This is a genomic window from Duganella sp. BJB1802 (assembly GCF_013369445.1).
Taxonomy (GTDB): Bacteria; Pseudomonadota; Gammaproteobacteria; order Burkholderiales; family Burkholderiaceae_D; genus Rugamonas; species Rugamonas vulcania_A.
This window is the reverse complement of sequence record NZ_JABWEF010000018.1, coordinates 66,881-85,799: the sequence shown is the minus strand read 5'-3', so window position 1 is coordinate 85,799 and position 18,919 is coordinate 66,881. Positions and strand designations below refer to the sequence as shown.

Annotated in this window: 11 protein-coding genes; 1 reads left to right on the top strand and 10 read right to left on the bottom strand. The window is 69.9% G+C overall.

Annotated elements, in window-relative coordinates; translation table 11 throughout:
- Positions 1-105: 105 nt before the first annotated feature.
- Positions 106-2,727 carry a glycoside hydrolase family 3 C-terminal domain-containing protein gene (locus HUX88_RS24765; RefSeq protein ID WP_229219523.1) on the top strand — a complete coding sequence of 874 codons (2,622 nt, stop codon included), beginning with the start codon at positions 106-108 and terminating at the stop codon, positions 2,725-2,727.
- A gap of 23 nt (positions 2,728-2,750) precedes the next feature.
- Here the strand turns inward: HUX88_RS24765 and HUX88_RS24760 are convergent, their stop codons facing one another.
- The 10 genes from HUX88_RS24760 to HUX88_RS33325 all read right to left on the bottom strand — a co-directional run bounded on the left by HUX88_RS24760 (position 2,751) and on the right by HUX88_RS33325 (position 18,915).
- Positions 2,751-4,622: a methyl-accepting chemotaxis protein gene (locus HUX88_RS24760; protein WP_176363513.1), complete on the bottom strand. Its 1,872-nt coding sequence runs from the start codon at positions 4,620-4,622 to the stop codon at positions 2,751-2,753.
- A gap of 172 nt (positions 4,623-4,794) precedes the next feature.
- Entirely contained in the window at positions 4,795-6,354 is a 1,560-nt protein-coding gene (locus tag HUX88_RS24755; protein WP_176363512.1) for an alpha-N-arabinofuranosidase, read from the bottom strand.
- A 16-nt stretch (positions 6,355-6,370) separates the two neighbouring features.
- Complete coding sequence (locus HUX88_RS24750) at positions 6,371-8,035, bottom strand: DUF5597 domain-containing protein (protein WP_176363511.1); 1,665 nt, start codon at positions 8,033-8,035, stop codon at positions 6,371-6,373.
- An 83-nt stretch (positions 8,036-8,118) separates the two neighbouring features.
- A complete protein-coding gene (locus HUX88_RS24745) occupies positions 8,119-11,151 on the bottom strand; it encodes a TonB-dependent receptor (RefSeq protein ID WP_176363510.1) in 3,033 nt (1,010 codons plus the stop codon).
- Positions 11,152-11,413: 262 nt separating this feature from the next.
- Positions 11,414-12,580, bottom strand: coding sequence for a glycoside hydrolase family 5 protein (locus tag HUX88_RS24740; protein WP_217916437.1), 1,167 nt, complete (start codon positions 12,578-12,580; stop codon positions 11,414-11,416).
- A 118-nt stretch (positions 12,581-12,698) separates the two neighbouring features.
- Entirely contained in the window at positions 12,699-14,960 is a 2,262-nt protein-coding gene (locus tag HUX88_RS24735) for a peptide-binding protein (protein ID WP_176363509.1), read from the bottom strand.
- A gap of 204 nt (positions 14,961-15,164) precedes the next feature.
- The gene (locus HUX88_RS24730) at positions 15,165-15,935 is read right to left on the bottom strand and encodes a hypothetical protein (RefSeq protein ID WP_217916436.1); all 771 of its coding nucleotides are present in this window, start codon (positions 15,933-15,935) and stop codon (positions 15,165-15,167) included.
- Positions 15,869-17,962, bottom strand: a complete 2,094-nt coding sequence (gene galA, locus HUX88_RS24725) for a beta-galactosidase GalA (protein ID WP_176363507.1) — start codon at positions 17,960-17,962, stop codon at positions 15,869-15,871. Before galA ends, HUX88_RS24730 begins: the two co-directional genes overlap by 67 nt.
- A 21-nt stretch (positions 17,963-17,983) precedes the next feature.
- Entirely contained in the window at positions 17,984-18,397 is a 414-nt protein-coding gene (locus HUX88_RS33330) for a discoidin domain-containing protein (RefSeq protein ID WP_176363506.1), read from the bottom strand.
- Positions 18,301-18,915, bottom strand: coding sequence for a hypothetical protein (locus HUX88_RS33325; RefSeq protein WP_176363505.1), 615 nt, complete (start codon positions 18,913-18,915; stop codon positions 18,301-18,303). The genes HUX88_RS33330 and HUX88_RS33325 overlap by 97 nt, the downstream gene beginning before the upstream one ends.
- Between the last annotated feature and the right edge of the window lie 4 nt (positions 18,916-18,919).

The window sequence follows — 18,919 nt, the reverse complement described above, 5'->3', positions numbered from 1 at the left end:
CCAACCGGCGATCCGGCGGCCGCCGGGCCGGATTTGCGGTGCTACCATCCGCCGCAAGCAGCCGGCACGCGGCGTCCGGCGCGTAAAACCCTACAAGAAATGACCATGAAAAATCGCTATCCATCCCGCACCGCCGTCGCGGCGGCCGTGGCCGTGAGCCTGTCCCTGCACGCCCAGGCGGCGCCGGCCGACGCCCGACAGCGCGCCGGCGACCTGCTGGCGCGCATGACGCTGGAGGAAAAAGCCAGCCAGCTCCAGCACGATTCGCCGGCCATCGAGCGCCTGGCCATCCCCCGCTACAACTGGTGGAACGAGGGCCTGCACGGCGTCGCGCGCGCCGGCAACGCCACCGTTTTCCCGCAGGCCATCGGGCTGGCGGCGACGTGGAACACGGCGCTCATCGAGCGGGTCGGCGACACCGTCGCCGGCGAGTTCCGCGCCAAGTACCTGGAGGCGGTCGCGCCCGACGGCGGCACCGCCATGTACCGCGGCCTGACGGTGTGGTCGCCCAACGTCAACATCTTCCGCGATCCGCGCTGGGGCCGGGGCCAGGAGACCTACGGCGAGGATCCCCACCTGACCTCGCGCATCGGCGTGGCCTATGTGCGCGGCCTGCAGGGCGACGATCCCGGCGCGCCCAAGGTCTCGGCCACGGTCAAGCACTTCGCGGTGCACAGCGGCCCCGAGTCCGACCGCCACCGCGACGACATCCATCCGTCGCCGCGCGACCTGACCGAGACCTACCTGCCGGCCTTCCACGCCACCATCACCGAAGGCAAGGCGCTGTCCATCATGTGCGCCTACAACGCCGTGGACGGCGTGCCGGCCTGCGCCAACGAGCCTCTGCTGAAGGACTATCTGCGCGGCGCGTGGAAGTTCCAGGGACACGTGGTGTCCGACTGCGGCGCCGTGGCCGACATCCACACCGAGGGCGCGCACCGCTACACCGGCACGCCCGAGCAGGCGGTGGCGGCGGCGATCAAGGCCGGCACCGACGTGTTCTGCGAATTCGGCGGCTCGCCGACGGCGGCCCCGGCCACCACGGTGCGCGCCGTGCGGCAGGGCCTGCTGGCCGAGGCCGACGTCGACCGCGCCGTGCTGCGCCTGCTCGAAGCGCGCATCCGCCTGGGCCTGCTGGAGACGCCGGCCGACCGCCCGTTCCAGCGGATCACCGCCAGCGACTACGACACCCCGGCCAACCGCGCCCTGAACCTGGAGGCGGCGCGCCAGTCGCTGGTGCTGTTGAAAAACGACGGCCTGCTGCCCCTGCGGCAGGCGCCGGCGCGCATCGCCGTGATCGGCCCGAACGCCGACAGCGTCGACGCGCTGGTCGGCAACTACAACGGCACGCCGTCGCACCCGGTCACCGTGCTGCAAGGCCTGCGCGCCAGGTTCCCGAACGCGCGGGTGGACTACATCGAAGGCACCGGCTGGGTGGCGCCGCCGCTGCAGGACGTGCCGGCGTCCAGCCTGTGCCTGGACGAAGCGTGCACCCGGCCCGGCGTCAAGCTGGAGCGCTACGACAACCTGGCGCTGGAAGGCGCGCCCGCCACGGTCGAGACCATCGCCAGGGCCGAGTTCAAATGGGGCTGGCCGAACGCCTACGACCGCAAGACCTCGGCCCGCTGGAGCGGCTACCTGCGCGCCACCGAAAGCGGCGTGCACAATTTCCGGCTGAAGAGCAACCAGGGCTACCGCATCCGCGTCGACGGCCGGCTGGTCACCGACCTGTGGGATCTGGCCTGGCCGACGTCGAAGACTGAACTCAGCCTCACCGCCGGCAAGGTCTACCGCATCGAGGTCGAAGCACAGCAGACCGGCTGGGATGGCGACCAGCAGCTGCAATGGACCAAGCCCAGCTTCGACGATGCGGCCGCACTGGAAGCGGCCCGCCAGGCCGACCTGGTGGTCTATGCCGCCGGCTTGAACTGGCAGCTGGAGGGCGAGGAAATGACGGTGCACGCGCCCGGTTTCGCCGGCGGCGACCGCACCAGCCTCGACCTGCCGGCGCCGCAGGAGGCGCTGCTGGAGCGGCTGGGCGCGCTGGGCCGGCCGCTGGTGCTGGTCAACCTGAGCGGCAGCGCCATGGCGCTGAACTGGGCCGACCGCAACGTGCCCGCCATCGTCCAAGCCTGGTATCCGGGCGGCGAAGGCGGACAGGCCATCGCCGAACTGATCGCGGGCGACTACAGCCCGGCCGGACGCCTGCCCGTGACCTTCTACAAATCCGCCGCCGACCTGCCGCCGTTCAAGGACTACGGCATGCGGGGACGCACCTACAAATACTTCAGGGGCGAGCCGCTCTACCCCTTCGGCCACGGCCTGAGCTACACGCGCTTCCGCTACACGGCCGCCGCCACGCCGAAGCAGGTCTGCGCGGGATGCGCCGTCACGCTCACGGTCGACGTGAAGAACGACGGCCTGCGCGCCGGCGACGAGGTGGTGCAGGTGTACGTCAGCCGCCCCGGCGACGCGGCGCCCAACAGCACGCTGGCCGGCTTCGCCCGCGTCTCGCTGAAGCCGGGCGAGCACCGCAAGGTGAGCTTCAGGCTGGAGGCCAAGGCCTTGAGCACGGTGGACGCGGCCGGCAGGCGCAGCGTCGAAGCCGGACCGGCCAGCGTATGGGTGGGCGGCGGCCAGCCGGGCGGGACGACCGTGACCCGGCCGTCGTCGGGCGTCAAGCTGCGGCTGACCGTCAAGGGCCGCCGCAGCCTGCCGCCGTTCTGAGGCGCGAGACCGCGGCGGGCGGGCTAGAAGTGGGTGAAGCGCTGCTCGTTGGGCGCGCCGTTCGCCTTGGCCGCGCCCTTGGCATGCAGCCGGCGCACATCCGGCTTGGCGACGGCATCCCAGGCCGGCGGCGGCGCGAACGCCGGCGCGCCCGGGCGTTTCGTGGCCGCCAGCTTGAAGAACGACATGGTCTGCGTCAGCTGGTCGGCCTGGCCGCTCATCTCCTCGGCGGTGGCGGCCAGCTCCTCCGAACTCGCCGCGTTCTGCTGGGTCGATTCGCTCAACTGCCCGACCGCCGAATTGATCTGGTCCACGCCGGTGGCCTGCTCCTCCGACGCCGCCGTGATCTCCTGCACCAGATCCGAGGTCCGCTTGATGTTCGGCACCATCTCGTCGAGCAGCAGGCCGGCCTTCTCGGCCAGCTTGACGCTGTTGATCGCCACCTCGCCGATCTCCTGCGCCGCCACCTGGCTGCGCTCGGCCAGCTTGCGCACCTCGGCCGCCACCACCGCGAAGCCCTTGCCGTGCTCGCCCGCGCGCGCCGCCTCGATCGCCGCGTTCAAGGCCAGCAGGTTGGTCTGGTAGGCGATGTCGTCGATGATGCTGATCTTCTTGGCGATCTGGTTCATCGCCGACACGGTCTCCTTGACCGCCATGCCGCCCTGCGCCGCCTCCACCGCGGCCTTGGTGGCGATGCCGTCGGTGACCTTGGCGTTGTCGGTGTTTTGCGAGATCGAGGCGGTGATCTGCTCGATCGACGCGCTGGTCTGCTCGACGCCGGCCGCCTGCTCGCTGGCCGCCTGCGCCAGCGACTGCGCGGTGGCGCTGACCTCCTCCGACGCGTTGGCCAGCGCGGCGGCGCCGCTGGACACCTCGTGCACGACCTCGGCCAGCTTGGCGGCCATGCTGTTGACGGCGCCCTTCAACTCGGCGAACGCGCCCTGGTAGTCGCCGCGGATGGTCTTGGACAGGTCGCCGGTCTCCATGCTGGCCAGCACCTGCTGGACCTCGCGCAGCGGCACCACGATGGCGTCGAGCGCGCCGTTCACGCCCTGCACGATGCGGCGGAAGTCGCCGGCGTGCCGGGTGGCGTCGGCGCGCGTGTCGAGCTCGCCGGCCTGGGCCGCCCTGGCCAGCGTGCCGGTGTCCTCGATCAGGGCCAGCAGGTTGGCGCGCACCTGCTCGATGGTCTGGTTGATGAACGCCTTCTTGCCCGGGAAGGTCTCCAGCGGCGCGCTGAAGTCGCCCTCGCCAAAGGCCTTGACGCAGGCCATGGCTTTCTTCTTGACAGCGATGTGGCCCGCCACCATGCTGTTGATGCCTTGCGCCATGTGGCGGAAATCGCCCTCGAATTTCTGGGCGTCGATCATCACGTCGATGTCGCCCTTGTCGTGCTCCGACGACATCCGGTTCATCTCGGCGATCAGGCCCTTGAGGTTGCCGCGCACCTGCTCGATGGTGTCGTTGATGAAGGCCTTCTTGCCGGGCAGCTTGTCCATCGCGGCGTCGAAATTGCCGCGGCCGAACTCCCTGAACACGCCCATGGCGGACTTCTTGGTGGCGATGTGCGACTCGACCATCGCGTTGATGCCCTGCGCCATGGTGCGGAAATCGCCCTCGAACCGGTGGGCGTCGATCGCCACGTCGATGTCGCCCCGTTCGTGCTCCGCGCTCATCCGGCCCATCTCGGCGCGGACCGCCTGCAGGTTGTCCAGCAGGCGATTGACGGCGGCGCCCGCCTTGGCCAGGGAGGGTGGCAAGGCGTCGCTGTCGACCCGCTGGGAGAAATCGCCGCCCGCCGCCGCGATCAGCACGCGGGTGAGGTTCCTGTCGGTGGCGGTCTCGAACGCGTCGCGCTCAAGCTGCACCTGCCGTGATGTCTTTACCTGAATCATAAGTATTCCTTGATCAGTGTGAGAGGCGGCGTCTCCACGCCGGAGAGAGGCGGATTTCGTTCAAATAGTACTTGAATTTATGGGACAAATTTCAACGGTGCAGGGAATTTCGTTGTCTTGTTGTAATCCAGGCGGGGGCCGCGTTGACGTTCGGCCAAGCTTGCGAAAATCATCAGTCCGCGGCCGCCTGCACCGCGACGACCACGATGGACTTGGCCGGCAGTGTCATGACCAGCCTGCCGCCCCTGGCCGTGGCGGAGAACGGCGCCGGCTTGACGGTCTCCGGCGCGTCGAAGGTGTTGTGTGCATCCATCGCGCCGGCGGTCAACACCGTGCCGGACGCGGAAACCGCCCTGGCGCCGTCGATGTCGACGGCCACCTCCGCCACCGCCCCCGGATTGGTGTTGACCAGCGCCAGGTGCAGCCGGCCGTCCCTGCCGCGCGCGGCCGACGCGCTGACGGCCGGGATGCCGACCCCGCCGTGGCTGTACTGCGGATTGCTGGCCAGCCTGACCGGCACCGACGTCGCGTCCTGGAACGGCACGTACATCCGGAACGCGTGATAGGTCGGCGTCAGCACCATCCTGCCGCCGTCGGTGCGTATCATGGCCTGCAGCACGTTGACCATCTGCGCGATGCTGGTCATGCGCACCCGGTCCGCATGGGCGTGGAAGATGTTGAAGTTGAGCGCGGCCACCAGCGCGTCGCGCAGCGAGTTCTGCTGCACCAGGAAGCCCGGGGTGCTGCCCTCCTCCGCGTCGTACCACGTGCCCCACTCGTCGACCACGAAGGCCAGCTTGTTCTGCTTGTCGTGCCGGTCCATCCTGGCGACGTTGTTGGCGATGAAGCCCTCCATGCGCTGCGTCTGCCGCAGCGTCGCGATCCAGCGGCTTTCGTCGAAGCCGGTCGCGCCGTACTTGCCCTTGCTGTCGGCGCCGGGCGAGGTGTAGTAGTGGAAGGAGATCCCGTCCAACCGGCCCTGCACCTTCGAACTCAGGTGGTCGGTCCAGCTGGTGTCGTCGTCGTGTCCGCCGGCCGCGATGAATTGCGTGTTGCCCGACGCCGGATGCACGAAGCTCGCGTAGCGCTGGTACTCGCGGGCGTACTGCTCGACCTGCATATTGCCGCCGCAGCCCCAGGCCTCGTTGCCGATGCCGAGGAACGCCACCTTGTACGGCGCCGGATGGCCGTTGCGGGCGCGCAGCGCGGCCAGGCTGGACTTGCCGCCCGCCGTCAGGTACTCGACCCACTCGGCCATCTCCTGCACGGTGCCGGAGCCGAGGTTGCCGTTGACGTAGGCGTCGGCGCCGAGCTGCTCGACCAGCTCGAAGAACTCGTGCGTGCCGACCGCGTTGTCCTCGTCGACGCCGCCCCAGTTGGTGTTGATACGCACCGGCCGCCCGGCGCGCGGGCCGATGCCGTCGCGCCAGTGGTACTGGTCGGCGAAGCAGCCGCCCGGCCAGCGCACCACCGGCACATGCAGTTCCTTCAGCGCGGCCACCACGTCGTTGCGCCAGCCGCGCGTGTTGGGGATGGCCGAATCCGGCCCCACCCACAGGCCGCCGTAGATGCCGGTGCCCAGGTGCTCGGCGAACTGGCCATACACGTACTTGCTGATCACCGGCCCCGGCTTGGCGGCCTCGATCGTAACGCCGATCTCGGCCGCAGCCGGCAACGACGCCAGCGCGGCCGCCACGGCGGCGGCCAGCGCGGAATATCTGTTCATTTTCATGCTGTTCCCCCGGCGATCAATAGCTGCCCATCCGGACCTTCAACGTAATCGGCTGGCCGGTGAAGTTGAGGCCGTGGTCGGTCTGGTCGCCGTTCCAGTTGCGCTCCATGATCCACTTGCCCTGCGCATCGAAATGCCCCTCCTCGACGCGGGCGAACATATACGGCTTGCCGGCGTTGGCGCCGGTGGCTTCAAGATGGAGACGGACGTGCTGGCCGAACAGGATGAACTCGTTGTCGCCGATCTGCGCCACCGCCGCGCCGCCCGACGGCGATTCCGTGCCCGGCGGCGCGTCCGTGATGTGGGCCGGGTCGGGCTGGCCGCCCAGTTGCCACTCGCGGAACGAGGCCTTGATGTCCCAGCCCTTGAACTTCAGGCTCTGCGGCGTGCGCGCCTCGGTCTCGGCCAGGCCGTCGGTGCGGCCCTCGAGCGCCCAGCGCGCCCACTGCCGCGCCATCGGGCGGAAGGCCTCGTAGATCCTGCCGAACGGTTCGGCCATGGCCTTGTCCTTCAGCTTGGAGCCCAGCGGGTAGTTGCTGTAGTCGGCATAGTCGACGCCGAACGGCGCCACGCCGATCGCGCCGCGTCCCAGGATCTGGTAGACGTAGCGCGCATAGTGCTGCGCGTTGCCCATCTCCGGCACGAACAGCGCGTTGTCGCGGCGCTTGAACTGCTCCAGCGTGGCCGCCACCTTGTTCGACTCGGACACATAGATGTCCGGCGCGACCACGTCGATATGCGGCGCGGCGGCCTTGTAGATGTCGATCACGTCATAGCCCGGGCCGCCGCTGGCGAAGTTGCCCTTCCACGGCGCCATCGGCTCGACCGGATCGCGCAGCGCGTTGTTGACGTACATCGGCAGGTCGTACACCGCGCGCCCCGCCTTGGCGAGCTGCTCGATATGGCTGGCGATCGCATAGGCGTGGAAGTACTCGTCGGCATACGGGCCGTAGACTTCCGACCAGCTGCCGCCGGCCGCGCCCGGCACCGGCGCCTTCTTGCGCGCCAGCACAGCCGCCGGCACCGGCTGGCGGAACGCCGCCTCGGCCTGCGGGCCGAAGTCGCGCACGGTGCCGTAGGTGCCGACCTCGTTTTCAACCTGCACCATGATCACGGTGCGCTCGGCCGCGTCGATCCGCTTCAGGTGGTCCATCAGCGCGACGAAGGCCTTGGTGTCGGCCTTGACCGTCTCCCCGCCCAGCGGCGACAGGCAGTAGCTGGTCTTGCCGTCCTTGTCGACCATGCGCGGGAAGCGCCGGTTGTCGAACTTGACCCACTCCGGCGTGTAGGCCGGCCCGGTGTTCTTCCAGGTGCCGAACCACAGCAGCACCAGCCGCACCTGGTTCCGGCGCGCCTCGGCCACCAGCGTGTCGACGTAGCTGAAGTCGAACCTGCCCTCGGCCGGCTCGATCTGCTCCCAGGCCACCGGGATCTCCAGCGTGTTGGCGTGGGCATCCTTGACGGCGGCCCAGACCTTGCCCAGCGCGGCCGGATAGTTGCTGGAGTTGTGCGCCTGCACGCCCAGCATGATGAAGGGCTGGCCGTCGACGATCAGCGCGTGGCGGCCGTCCTGCTGGACCAGGCGGGGCATGGCGTCGTGCGCCTCGGCGCCGGCGGCCGCCTGCGCCGCGATCATCACCAGGCCGTACAGGCCGAGACGGAAAATGCTGGATGGTTTCATCGTGTGTTCGCAAAAGAGAGGGTGGACGTAAAAAGCTCCCGCCGTCGGCATCGACGGCGGGAGCCGGTTTCAGCCGGGAGGCATCAGAACGAGTAGCGCGCCTGCAGGGTGAAGCGGCGGCCGGTGTAGTTCACGCCGGTGAGCTTGAGGCCGATGCCCTGCTGGTTGTACGACTTGTAGAGCGCGTCGGTGAGGTTGGACACGTCGAACGCCAGGGTGGTGTTCTCGGTCGGCTTGTATTGCACGCCCAGGTCGGCCTGGCCATAGCCGCCGCTCCAGGACGGCACCACGTAGTTCACCGAATAGCCGTTGCCGGCGTTCGGGCTGGCCGGGTTGCGGTCGATGCCGTCGGTGCCGTACGTGCCCCAGGTGTGGACCGAGCCCAGGGCCTGCGAACGCCAGCTGTAGGCCAGGCGGGCCGACCAAGGTCCCTTGTCGTACAGCAGCGCCACGTTGAAGGCGTTCTTCGACAGGCCCGAGACCGGCAGGTCGCCGAGGAAGCGGCCGTTGGTGTCGCAACCGCCCAGCGAGGCGACCAGGTCGTTGCCGGCGCTGGACGGCGTGCACCATTGGCGGTCCTTCGGCAGGCCCATGTCCAGGCGGCTGTCGATGTAGGTGTAGTTGAGCGATACCCCGATGCCCGACAACAGTCCCGGCAGCTTGTCGAAATACTGCTGGTAGGCGGCCTCGAAGCCCGTGACGCGGCCGTCGGCGCCGTTGACCGGCGAGTTCAGCAGGAAGTTGTGGACCTGGCCGGCCGAATCGGTCAGCGGGTAGTAGGTGGTCTTGTCGACCACGATGTCCTTGAGCTTCTTGTGGAACAGCGACAGGGTGGCCGAGCTCGACGCGCCGAAGTAGTACTCCGCCGTCAGGTCGAAGTTGTTCGAGCGGGTCGGCTTGAGCATGGTGTTGCCGTTGGCCGAGCCGGTGTACTCGATCGAGTCGAGCACGGGATTGCCGGCCGCGTCGTTGTGCGTCTTCGGATTCACGCCCAGCGTCGTATAGGCCTGCATGCGGTAGAAATCGGGCCGCGAGATCCCCTGCGACACCGCGAAGCGGAATTGCAGCTCGCTGCCCGCCTTCAAGCGCAGGTTCAGGCTGGGCAAGGTGTTGGTATAGTTGTGGTGCAGCGTCTGCTCGTCGTTGATCGCGGCGATGACCGGCACGCCGACCAGGCCGGCGGCCACCGTCGGCGGCGTAAACAGCGTGCGGCCGACCGCGGTCTCCTCCGTGCGGACCACGCGCAGGCCGACGGTGCCGTCCACCGGGTAGGGCAGGTTCTCGAAGCCGAAGCGCAGTTGGCCGAAGGCCGACGTGGTGCGCTCGCTCTGCTGGTTGCGGGCGATCGGGTCGCCGAAGGGCGCCGGCGTCCAGTTGCAGATGCCGTCGCTCTTGTGGTCGGGTTTGCAGACCGCCTGCACGAAGTTGTGCAGCGTGGTGAATCCGGGCGGCGGCGAACCGCCGGTGGTCAGGGACGCGTCCGGCACGATGAGCGGCGCCGGCAGCGGCGTCTTGCCGTTGAAGAAGCCGTTGAAGGCCTGGGTGGTGGTGTTGCCGGCGAAGCGCGGATCGGCCAGGTTGATGAACGAGCTCAGCGGCTGCCAGCCGGCGTCGCCGGTGGCCCAGGTCGCGCCGAGGGCGGTCCACTGGCTGTTCGGCGTGTTCGCCTGCGTGAGCGAGCTGCGGTCGGTGGCGCGCACCCCGAAACGCAGGTCGTTGAGCACCGGATGATCGAAGCTGTAGGTGCCGTCAAGGCGCAGCGCGCTCTGGGTGGCCACCGCGTGATCGCGGTGCTGCTGGGTGGAGTCCCAGTTGTAGCTCGACGGCTTGGCCAGGAAGGCCCGGTCCGCGTCGTCGAAAGTCAGCACCGGAATCGAGCCGGACAGGTTCACGGTCTGCTTGGGCATCTGGCCGGCCAGCGCGACCAGGTTGTCGCTGCCGTCCGTGGTCGAGCGCGTGTGCTGCAGGTCCGCCTGCACCTGCAGTTGCGGCGAGACCCGCCACTTGGTGTTCCACGCGATGTCGGTGGTCTCGGACTCGCGCCCCACGCTGCGCGCGTTGGAGCCGAAGCCGATGCCGTTGTCCTTGGTGTTGCGCAGCGTGCCGGTCAACAGCGCGCCGCTGGCGTCGAAGGTGGCGCCGGGGTCGAGCGTGACGTTGCGCGGATTGGAGGAGGTGTACAACGCGTTCTCCGCCGTGACCAGCTTGTACTTGGACTTGAAGTAGGTCAGGCCGGACAGGATGTCGCCCTTCTTCCACTGCAAGGCGCCGTACAGGCCGTCGCGGGTGCGGTCGAAGTCGCTGGTGTTCCAGTTCACGCCGGGGGTGATCCAGCGCTCCTGGCCGCTGGTGTCGCCGATCACGGCGTCGGTGCGCGAGTAGTAGTGGCCCACGCCCATGCCGTTGCTGCGGGTGGAGATCTCCGAGTGCGACAGGTCGAGCAAGGCGCCGAACTGGCCCAGCGGCGTCTCCCAGCGGTTCGACACCATGCCCGACAGCGATGGCTTGGTGTTGCCGCGCAGGCTGGCGCGCGAGGCCTCGGCCGAGACCGCGGCCTTGAGGCCCTTGAAGTCGAACGGCATCGCGGTGCGCAGGTTGACCAGGCCGCCGATGCCGCCTTCGATCTGCTCGGCCGACGGATTCTTGTAGATGTCCACGCCGGCCAGCAGTTCGGGCGGCACGTCCTCGAAGCTCAGCGCGCGGCCGCCGTTGGCGGAGAACGAGTCGCGGCCGTTGAGCTCGGAGCGCACATAATTGAGGCCCCGGATCGACACGCCGGTGCCTTCGGCGGCGAAGCGGCCGTCCTCGCCCACGCCCTGCAGCGGATCGGAGCGGCTCAGGGTGCGGTTGATGGTGACGCCGGGCATGCGCTGCAGCACCTCGGTGACCGACTTGTCCGGCAGTTTGCCGATGTCGTCGGCGACCACCGAGTCGATGATCTCGTCCGCGTTCTGCTTGAGCTTCTGGGCCGACTGCAGCGCCGCGCGCTGGCCGCTGACGATCACCGTGGGGGTCGCGTCAACGGCCGGCGCGGTTTGCGCCATCACGGCGCCGCTTGCCATCAGGACCAACTGTGCCACGCCCATGGCGATCGCTGTTTTTTTTGGATTATTCACTTTAATTGTCTCCTATTGCTTCCATAAGTCCGCGGCCGCCGCGCGGTCGCAAACACCACTCCGGCCATGCCCAGCGCATGGCACGGAGGTTGCGGGCGGGCCCGCCTTGCACTGCACAACGACCGGACCTGCGCCCGGCCGCCGCTTTCCGCCACCGCCCTGGCTATTCTGTGGAACGGCCAGGCCGGCGACAAGACTAAAATCCGTCAAGTCCCGACACAAAATCACGCAACCGACGCAGGCCCACAACACCGGCCGCCGTTCACCGGGTCGCCTTGACGATCATCGCGATCACGTCGGGGTCCAGCTGGGCGCCCGTCTTGCGGTCTATCATGCCGCCGGTGTCCCAGTAGACCGGCACCAGGCCGTGCTGGAAGGCCGACTGCGTGATGTACCGGTCCCAGGCCTTGCGGTACACGTCCATGCCCGGATACGCGGCCTTCATGCCGGCGCCGTACTCGCCCAGCAGCACCGGCACGCCCTTGTCGCCGAAGGCGGTCTTCATCTTCTGGAACTCGGCGTCGGCCCACGCCTCGTTGGCCCAGGCCTCGACGGCGGCCGGATTGGTGGCCTGCGCGCCCCACTGCCAGATCTTGCTTTTGTCGTCGAGCGTGAAATGGAAGGGATCGTAGTAGTGCACTTCCATGAACAGGCGGTTGGCGACGCTGTCCTTGGGCACCGTGTTGGTCGCGACCGTGTTGTCGATGTTGGTGAAGTAGCCCTGCACCACCAGATGGCGCAGCGCGTTGTTGCCGCCGGTGGCGCGCACCGCGTCCACGAAGGTCTGGTTGAAGCTGTTCTGCACGGCCGCGTATTCGGCCGTCGGCGCGCCGTAGGTGTTGTCCTGGCCGACCTCGTTGCTGCCGGCGAACAGCAAGGTGTCGTCGTCGTTCTTGAAATTGCTGGCGATCTGCGTCCAGAAGCGCGTCAGCTTGGCGTTGATCGCGGCTTGCCGATCGTAGGTGGTGTGGTTCATCCAGCCGCCGTCCCAGTGGATGTTGATGACCGTGTACAGGCCGGCGTTGTGCGCGTAGTCCACCACCTGGCGGACATGGGCCAGCCACGCCGCGCCGATGTTGTTGTTGGCGTCGGCGTACTGGGTCCACGAGACCGGGATGCGCACGGTGTTGAAGCCGGCCGCCTTGTAGGCGTTCATCAGCGCCTGCGTCGGCACCGGGTTGCCCCACGCGGTTTCATTGGGCAGCGCTTCCAGCGTGTTGCCCAGGTTGATGCCGGGCGACATCAGCTTCGCCAGCTCCGTGCTGGTCAGGGCGCGCATGCCGCTCGGGGCCGCCGCCGGAGCGGGCGCCGTGGCCACCGTCGCGGCGGCCACGGGATCGGATGTCGCGGCGCCGCCGCTGCACGCGGCAACGCCGGCGGCAAGCAGCAGCGATGTCGCCACCGCGATTACACAGGAATATTGTTTCATTGAATTGCGTCTCCATCGTCTCGGTGATTGCATTCTGCAAGGCGCGCTTTGACGCGGCAATTACAAAAAGGATCAAAGCCGGAACTGAAAATGGAGAACCGGCTCGACGACGCAAGACTTACGGGCGCGCGCCGCCCGTCGCGGCGGCGGGTTGTTGCCAGCGCACGACAATCCGGGCCTGGTCGCGCACGACCAGCAGTTCCAGATCGCCGCCGGCGGCCAGCAGCGCTTGCAGCGAAACGAATTCGGCGACAGGCGCGATGCCGCCCTGCCCCGCCCGTCCGGCGCCGATGATGACGTCGCGCGCCCGCAGGCCGGCCGCTTCGCCACGGCTGCCGGCCCGCACCGCCAGCACGCGCAGGCCGGTGGCCGCGCCCAGCCCGGCGGCTGACTGTTCGCCCAGCGTCTCGACCGGCTTGAGCAGCAAGCCTTCCAGCGTCTGCGCGCTGCGTGGCGGCGCGGCGGCCGTGGCGGCGGCGCTCGGCTGCGGATAGGCCGGCGCGGCGGCCAGCGCCTTCAGCCGCGCCGGACGCACGCCGAAATCGCGCATCGGGAAGTTGACGAAGCCGATGCGCGCCGCCAGCGCGGCGTTGGTGACGGTGTAGTCGCCCTCGGCCGGCGCGGCGAAGCGTGGATCGCCGGCCACCGAGCCGGCGTCGGTGCCGCGCGCCTGCGCCTCGGCCAGGCCGTCCGCGCTGGCGAACAGGTTGCGGTCCACGCTGCGGCCCCAGTGCGCGATGTCGATCGGCTGGTACGGCGCCATGACGACGTTGGCTTCGAACACGTCGCCGCTGTCGGCGAACCACACGTGCGGGTGGAAGGTGCCGTTGACCATGATGTTGTTGCGCACGACGCGGGCGAAGCCCTCGCGCAGCTTCAGGCCGCCCGCCAGCAGCAGGTTCTGTTCGATCACGTAGTTGGAGGCGCCGTCGTCGAGGTCGACGTCCCAGCCGTGGTCGCAGCGGAAGCGGTTGCGGCGCATGATGATGGGCTCGACCGCGTCCAGCAGCGGCAGGCGCGGATCGGACGCCACGCGGCGCTCCATCTCCTTGCGGTCGGGGTCCCAGTAGCGGTCGCGGCCCCAGCTGTTGAAGGCGCCGTGGTCGCCCGATTCGCGCACCGTGTCGAACACGTCGTTGTTGGTGAGGACGTGGCCGCCCCAGTTGCCATCGCCGATGTTGATGCCGGCGCGCGGCACGTGGTGGATGGAGTTGTGGTCCACCGTGATGCGCGCCGACATGGCGATCTGCACGCCGGCGGCCTGGCGGTCGATCTGGCCGACGTCGTGGATCAGGTTGTCCACGGCGGCCGAGTCCCGTGGATAGGCGTCCGAGCGCGGGCCGGGGGCCGGGTCCAGCGCGGCCTGGTCGAGGTGCTCGTGGTATTCGTAGAGCGGCGAGCGCGCCGCCTCCGGGCGGCCGACGAAGGCCACCGCCGTGCCGCCGATCGCGTGGATATGGTTGCCGCTCACCCGGACCTGCCGCGCGCGCCCGCTGACCACGATGGCGTGGCCGCCCAGGCCGGTGAAGTCGCCGTCCTCGATGCGCACGTCGGCGGCGTTCTCGATCGTCACCGCGCCGGCGCGGTAGAACTTCCAGTCCGAGCGCAGCAGCGGTTCGTCCGCTTTCAGGAAGGTCGGCTCGGTGTCCTGGAAACCGAGCTTGCGGATGCGGACATGGTTCACCTGCGCGCCGTGGCCCTCGATGCGGATCAGCGCCTCGTGCATGCCGGCGCGGAAGCCCCGCGCCGGCGGGCGGGCGCCGTCGAGCTGGCGAGGTACAGCCAGCCGTCGCGGCGGTCGTCGAACCATTCGCCGGGGGCGTCCAGCTCTTCGAAGACGTTCTCGACGTAGCGGTCGGTCGCGCTCGGGGGCATGATGCGGTTGTTGCCGACCTGGGCGCCGTAGGTGGGCTGCCGTCGGCATTCGCGCAGGATCGGCCTGCGGGCGCCCCAGCGGTGCCGTGCAGCGCATGCGGCGGCGCCGGCGGAGATCGTGCCAGCGCACCACGCGTTCGGGGCCGGTGGCGTCGGAGGCGCCGCCGAAGCCGGACTGCGTTGGGTCGGCGTTCGGATAACGGGCGCGCACCAGGGCTTGCTTGCCCAGCCACAGGCGCTGGAACGGCGGGCCGGCATGGCGGGCGCGCCAGATGCCGTCGCGCCAGGGTTCCCAGCGCAGGGCGGGCAGATGGATCGCGCCGCTCAGCACCACTTGCGCGCGGGGCGCGGCGGACAGCTCGAACGGCGCGCCGGTGGTGCCGGACGAGCGCTCGTCGATCAGCAGCGGCTGCCAGTTCGTAGGTGCCGGCGTAGCCCAGCGCAATGCAGCGGGGATGCGCCGGTCGACGCGCGCGCCGCAGCGCCACCTCCAGCACCCTGCCATTCCCGACGGTGACGGTGGCGCCCGACGGCCAGGGCGGCGTTGTCCCCATTACGGTCGCGAATGCGGCGACGCCGTGGCCGCCAGAGGCGGTCGCGGCGCGGCGCGGGAACTGGCGGCAGCGCTTGCCGTGCCCGCCGGGGGTGGCGGTCGCGGCAGACGCGCGAGGCACCGCGCCCGCCAGCGCGAGCAGGATGGCCGCCAGCCTCATGGCGCGCCTGGTTCCACCAGCACCGGGCCGATCAGGCCGGATGGCTGGTTCGGCTGCGCTTCCACCAGCACGGTGAGCGTGCGCCACGCCGCGCCCTTCGGCAGCGGCAGCGACAGCGGTCCCGCCTCCGCCGCGCCCTTCTCGCCCAGCTTGACGCCGTCGAGCCACACCTCGGCCCTGCCGGCGATTTCGCCGAACACCAGACGCGCGCGGCCGTCGTTGCGGTCGCCGCGCAGACCGAGCGGCGCGCGGTAGGTGCGCCAGCGCAGCGCCTCGGCCGCCTGCCTGAGCGGCGGCGCGCTGAAGCCCAGCTGTTCATGTCGCTGTCGGCCAGCATCAGGTTCGGATCCGGGACGCGGCCTGCGCCGGCGAGATGCGCCAGCCGCCCACGCGCACCACCGGCTGCGCCTCGGGCGCGGCCGGCAGCGGCGCCACCGCCCGCACCGCCAGCACCGTCTCGGCCGGTTGCAGGCCGTCAGCGCTGGCGCAGCAGCGAACCCGCCCTGCCCGCCGCGCCGGCTCTGCACGATCACCTGCGCCAGGCCGTTGTAGAGGTCGCGCTCCGGCGCCTTCTCCGACGCGTGCGAGTTCGGATCGCCATTGCCGACGCCGATGATGGCGCCCGCGCCGCTGGCCTCGAAGCGCACGTGCAGGTTAGCGGTCGGCTTTCGGATGGCCTGGGCGTCGACCGCGCTCACCGTCACCGGCTTTCGCGTCGGCGCCGTCGCCAACCAGCGCGGCGCGGTCGGGCGCGTGAGCACCAGCACGCCGCTGGTGTGTCGGCACGCTGTCGCGGCCAGAGCCTCGGCGCCGGCGCGCAACGCCACCGCCTCAGCCGGCCGGGCGCGTACGGCGCCTCGAAGGTGGCCATGTCGTAGGGATCGACGTCGCGTTCGCCGATCACGGCGCCGTTCAGCAGCAGGCGCACGCGCGGGGCGTTGCTGGCCACCAGCACCTTGACCGGCTGGCCTTCGCGGCCCGGCCAGGTCCAGTGCGGCGCCAGCTTGACCATGGTGATGTCCTTGCGCCACAGCGCCTGGCGGATGTAGAACGCGGTCTTGGGGAAGCCGCACAGGTCCAGGATGCCGAAGAAGGACGAGGCGCTCGGCCACTCGTGCGGCGTCGGCTCGCCCCGGTAGTCGATGCCGGTCCAGACGAAGCCGCCGGCCAGGAAGGGCCGCTCGTCGATCAGCTTCCAGCTGCGGCGCTGGGTCTGGCCCCAGCCGGCGGCGTCGTCGTCCAGGCTGGCCACCAGGTGGCGGTTCCAGTCGGTCGTGTATTCGCCGCGCGACATGAAGGCCGAGGTGTCCTCGGAGCTGAACACCGGCTTGTCCGGGAAGGTCTTGTGGAAGCGGTCGTATTCCCACACCTGGTAGTTGATGCCCGCCACGTCCAGCGCCTGCGCGGCGTTACGGTCGGCGAACAGGCCGGCGTTCATGGCCGCCGTCACCGGCCGGGTCGGGTCCAGCTCCTTGACCGCCGCCACCATGCGGCGCGCGATCTGGTAGCCGGTCTCGCTGCCCTGCAACTGCTCCTCGTTGAAGATCGACCACAGGATCACGCTCGGGTGGTTGCGGTCGCGCTGCACCAGCCAGCGCAGCTGCCCCAGGTAGTCGGCCGACGGGTTGAAGTTGCGGTTCTCGTCCATCACCATCAGGCCCAGGCGGTCGGCCAGGTCCACCACCTCGGCGGCCGGCGCGTTGTGGGCGAAGCGGATCGCGTTCACGCCCATGGCCTTGAGCTGGCGCAGACGGAACTCCCAGATCGAATCCGGCACGGCCACGCCGACGCCCGCATGGTCCTGGTGGATCGCCACGCCCTGCAGCTTGACCGGCTCGCCGTTGAGGAAGAAGCCGCGCGCGGCGTCGAAGCGGATGGTGCGGAAGCCGGTGCGCAGCTCGTTGCTGTCGATCTCGGCGGCGCCGTCGCGCAGGGTCGTCCGCACGCGGTACAGATCGGGATGCCCGGGGCTCCACAGCTTCGGATCGCGCACCGCCAGCGCGAGCTGCGCGCTGGCCTTGCCGAGCGCGTCCACCCGCACCGGCACGCTGCCGTGCGCCACCTCGGCGCCGGCCGGGTCGACCACGCGCACGTCGAGCACCGCCTTGCGCGGCGCCTCGGCGCTGCTTTCCAGCTGCACCGTCACCGGCAGCGTCCAGCGGCCGTCCTTGAGCACCGGGTTGGCGTGCACGCCGTCGGTGGCGATGTGCAGCGCGTCGCGCTTGACCAGCCAGGTGTGGCGGTAGATGCCGGCGCCCTCGTACCACCAGCCCTCCATCACCTCGGCGTCGGCGCGCACAGCGATGGTGTTGACCTCGTCGCCGTAGCGCACATAGGGCGTGATGTCGAGCGCGCGGCCGTTGTAGCCGGACCAGTTGCGGTTGACCACGATGCCGTTCACCCACACGGTGCTGTGCGTGGCGACCGCGTCCAGTTGCAGCTCCAGATGGCGGCCCCGGTCCGAGGCCGGCAGCGTGAAGTAGCGCCGGTACCAGCCGATGCCGCGCGGACGGTAGCCCTGCGACTTGTTCTGCGCGGCGTCGTACGGGCCTTCGACCGCCCAGTCGTGCGGCAGGTCGACGCGGCGCCAGTCGGAATCGTCGTAGTCGGCCTGCGCCGGGCCGTGCGCTTGGCCGGTCTGCGCGCTGAGGTAGCTGGCGCCGTGGCCCTGGATGGCGGGCAGCGCCACGTCGCCCTGCAGGAAGCGCCAGCCGGCGTCCAGCGACAGGCGCTCGCCGGCGCCGGCGTGGCCGCAGGCGAGCAGCGCCAGGATGAGGATGCGTTGTTTAAGCATGGTCGTTGTTCCCAAGGTTGCTTAGTCGGCGTCGGCAGGGATCACGGACAGTTCCGCCGCGTTGGTCGCGCCGCCGTGCCACACCTCGTCCAGCGCGGTGAAGCGGAAGTAGCGCGCGTTCACCGGGGCGAAGCGGGCCTGCTGGCTGTCCGGGTTGTTGCGGATGTTGGCGAAAGTGCCGCGCTCGATGGCGGCGTTCCAGTGCACGCCGTCCTCGCTGGTGTCGAAGCGGTAGTTCTCGGCCGTGCCGCCGAGCTGGCCGTCCTGCCTCGGCAGGTAGACCAGGCCGGCGATGCGGTGCGCCCGGCCCATGTCGACCGTGATGGCGTGCGGCAGCTTCACGTCGTCGCCCCAGCGGGTGTTCCACCAGGTGGACGGATCGCCGTCGATGGCAAAGGCAGCCGGGTGGCCGGCGTCCTCATTGTCGACCGCCACCACCTTCCAGCCGCGCGGCGACAGGCCGATGAAGTCGCGCCGCCCGGCCACGCCGAGGCGCCCGTCCGGCAGCAGCCGGGCGGCTCGCACCGTGCCGCTGGCCGCCAGCGCCAGCGGCGCGACGTACACCGGCAGCCGGCCGCCGGCGCGGAACCGTCGGTGGTGTAGACGATGGTGCCGCCGTCCGGATGGCTGATGGCCACCCTGCCGTCGGCGTCGCGGTCGGCGATGGCCGGCGGCAGCAGTTCGGTCGATTGCAGGTACAGGCCCACCTCGGCCAAGGTCGGCGCCAGCCGCGCGCCGGTGACGCGCACGCGCACCCGGTCCGTGGTGATCGGCGATTGCAGCCGCACCAGCCGGCGGTGGCCGACCGTGGTCAGCTCGTCCGACGCGATCGGCCGGGCCGCGACCCAAGCCGCGCCGTCCCAGGTGTCGATGGCGAACGATTCGATGCGCTGGCCGCGCCGGTCCACCGCCTCCTGCAGCGACACCACGTCGAAGCGGGCCGGCTGGCGCAACGCC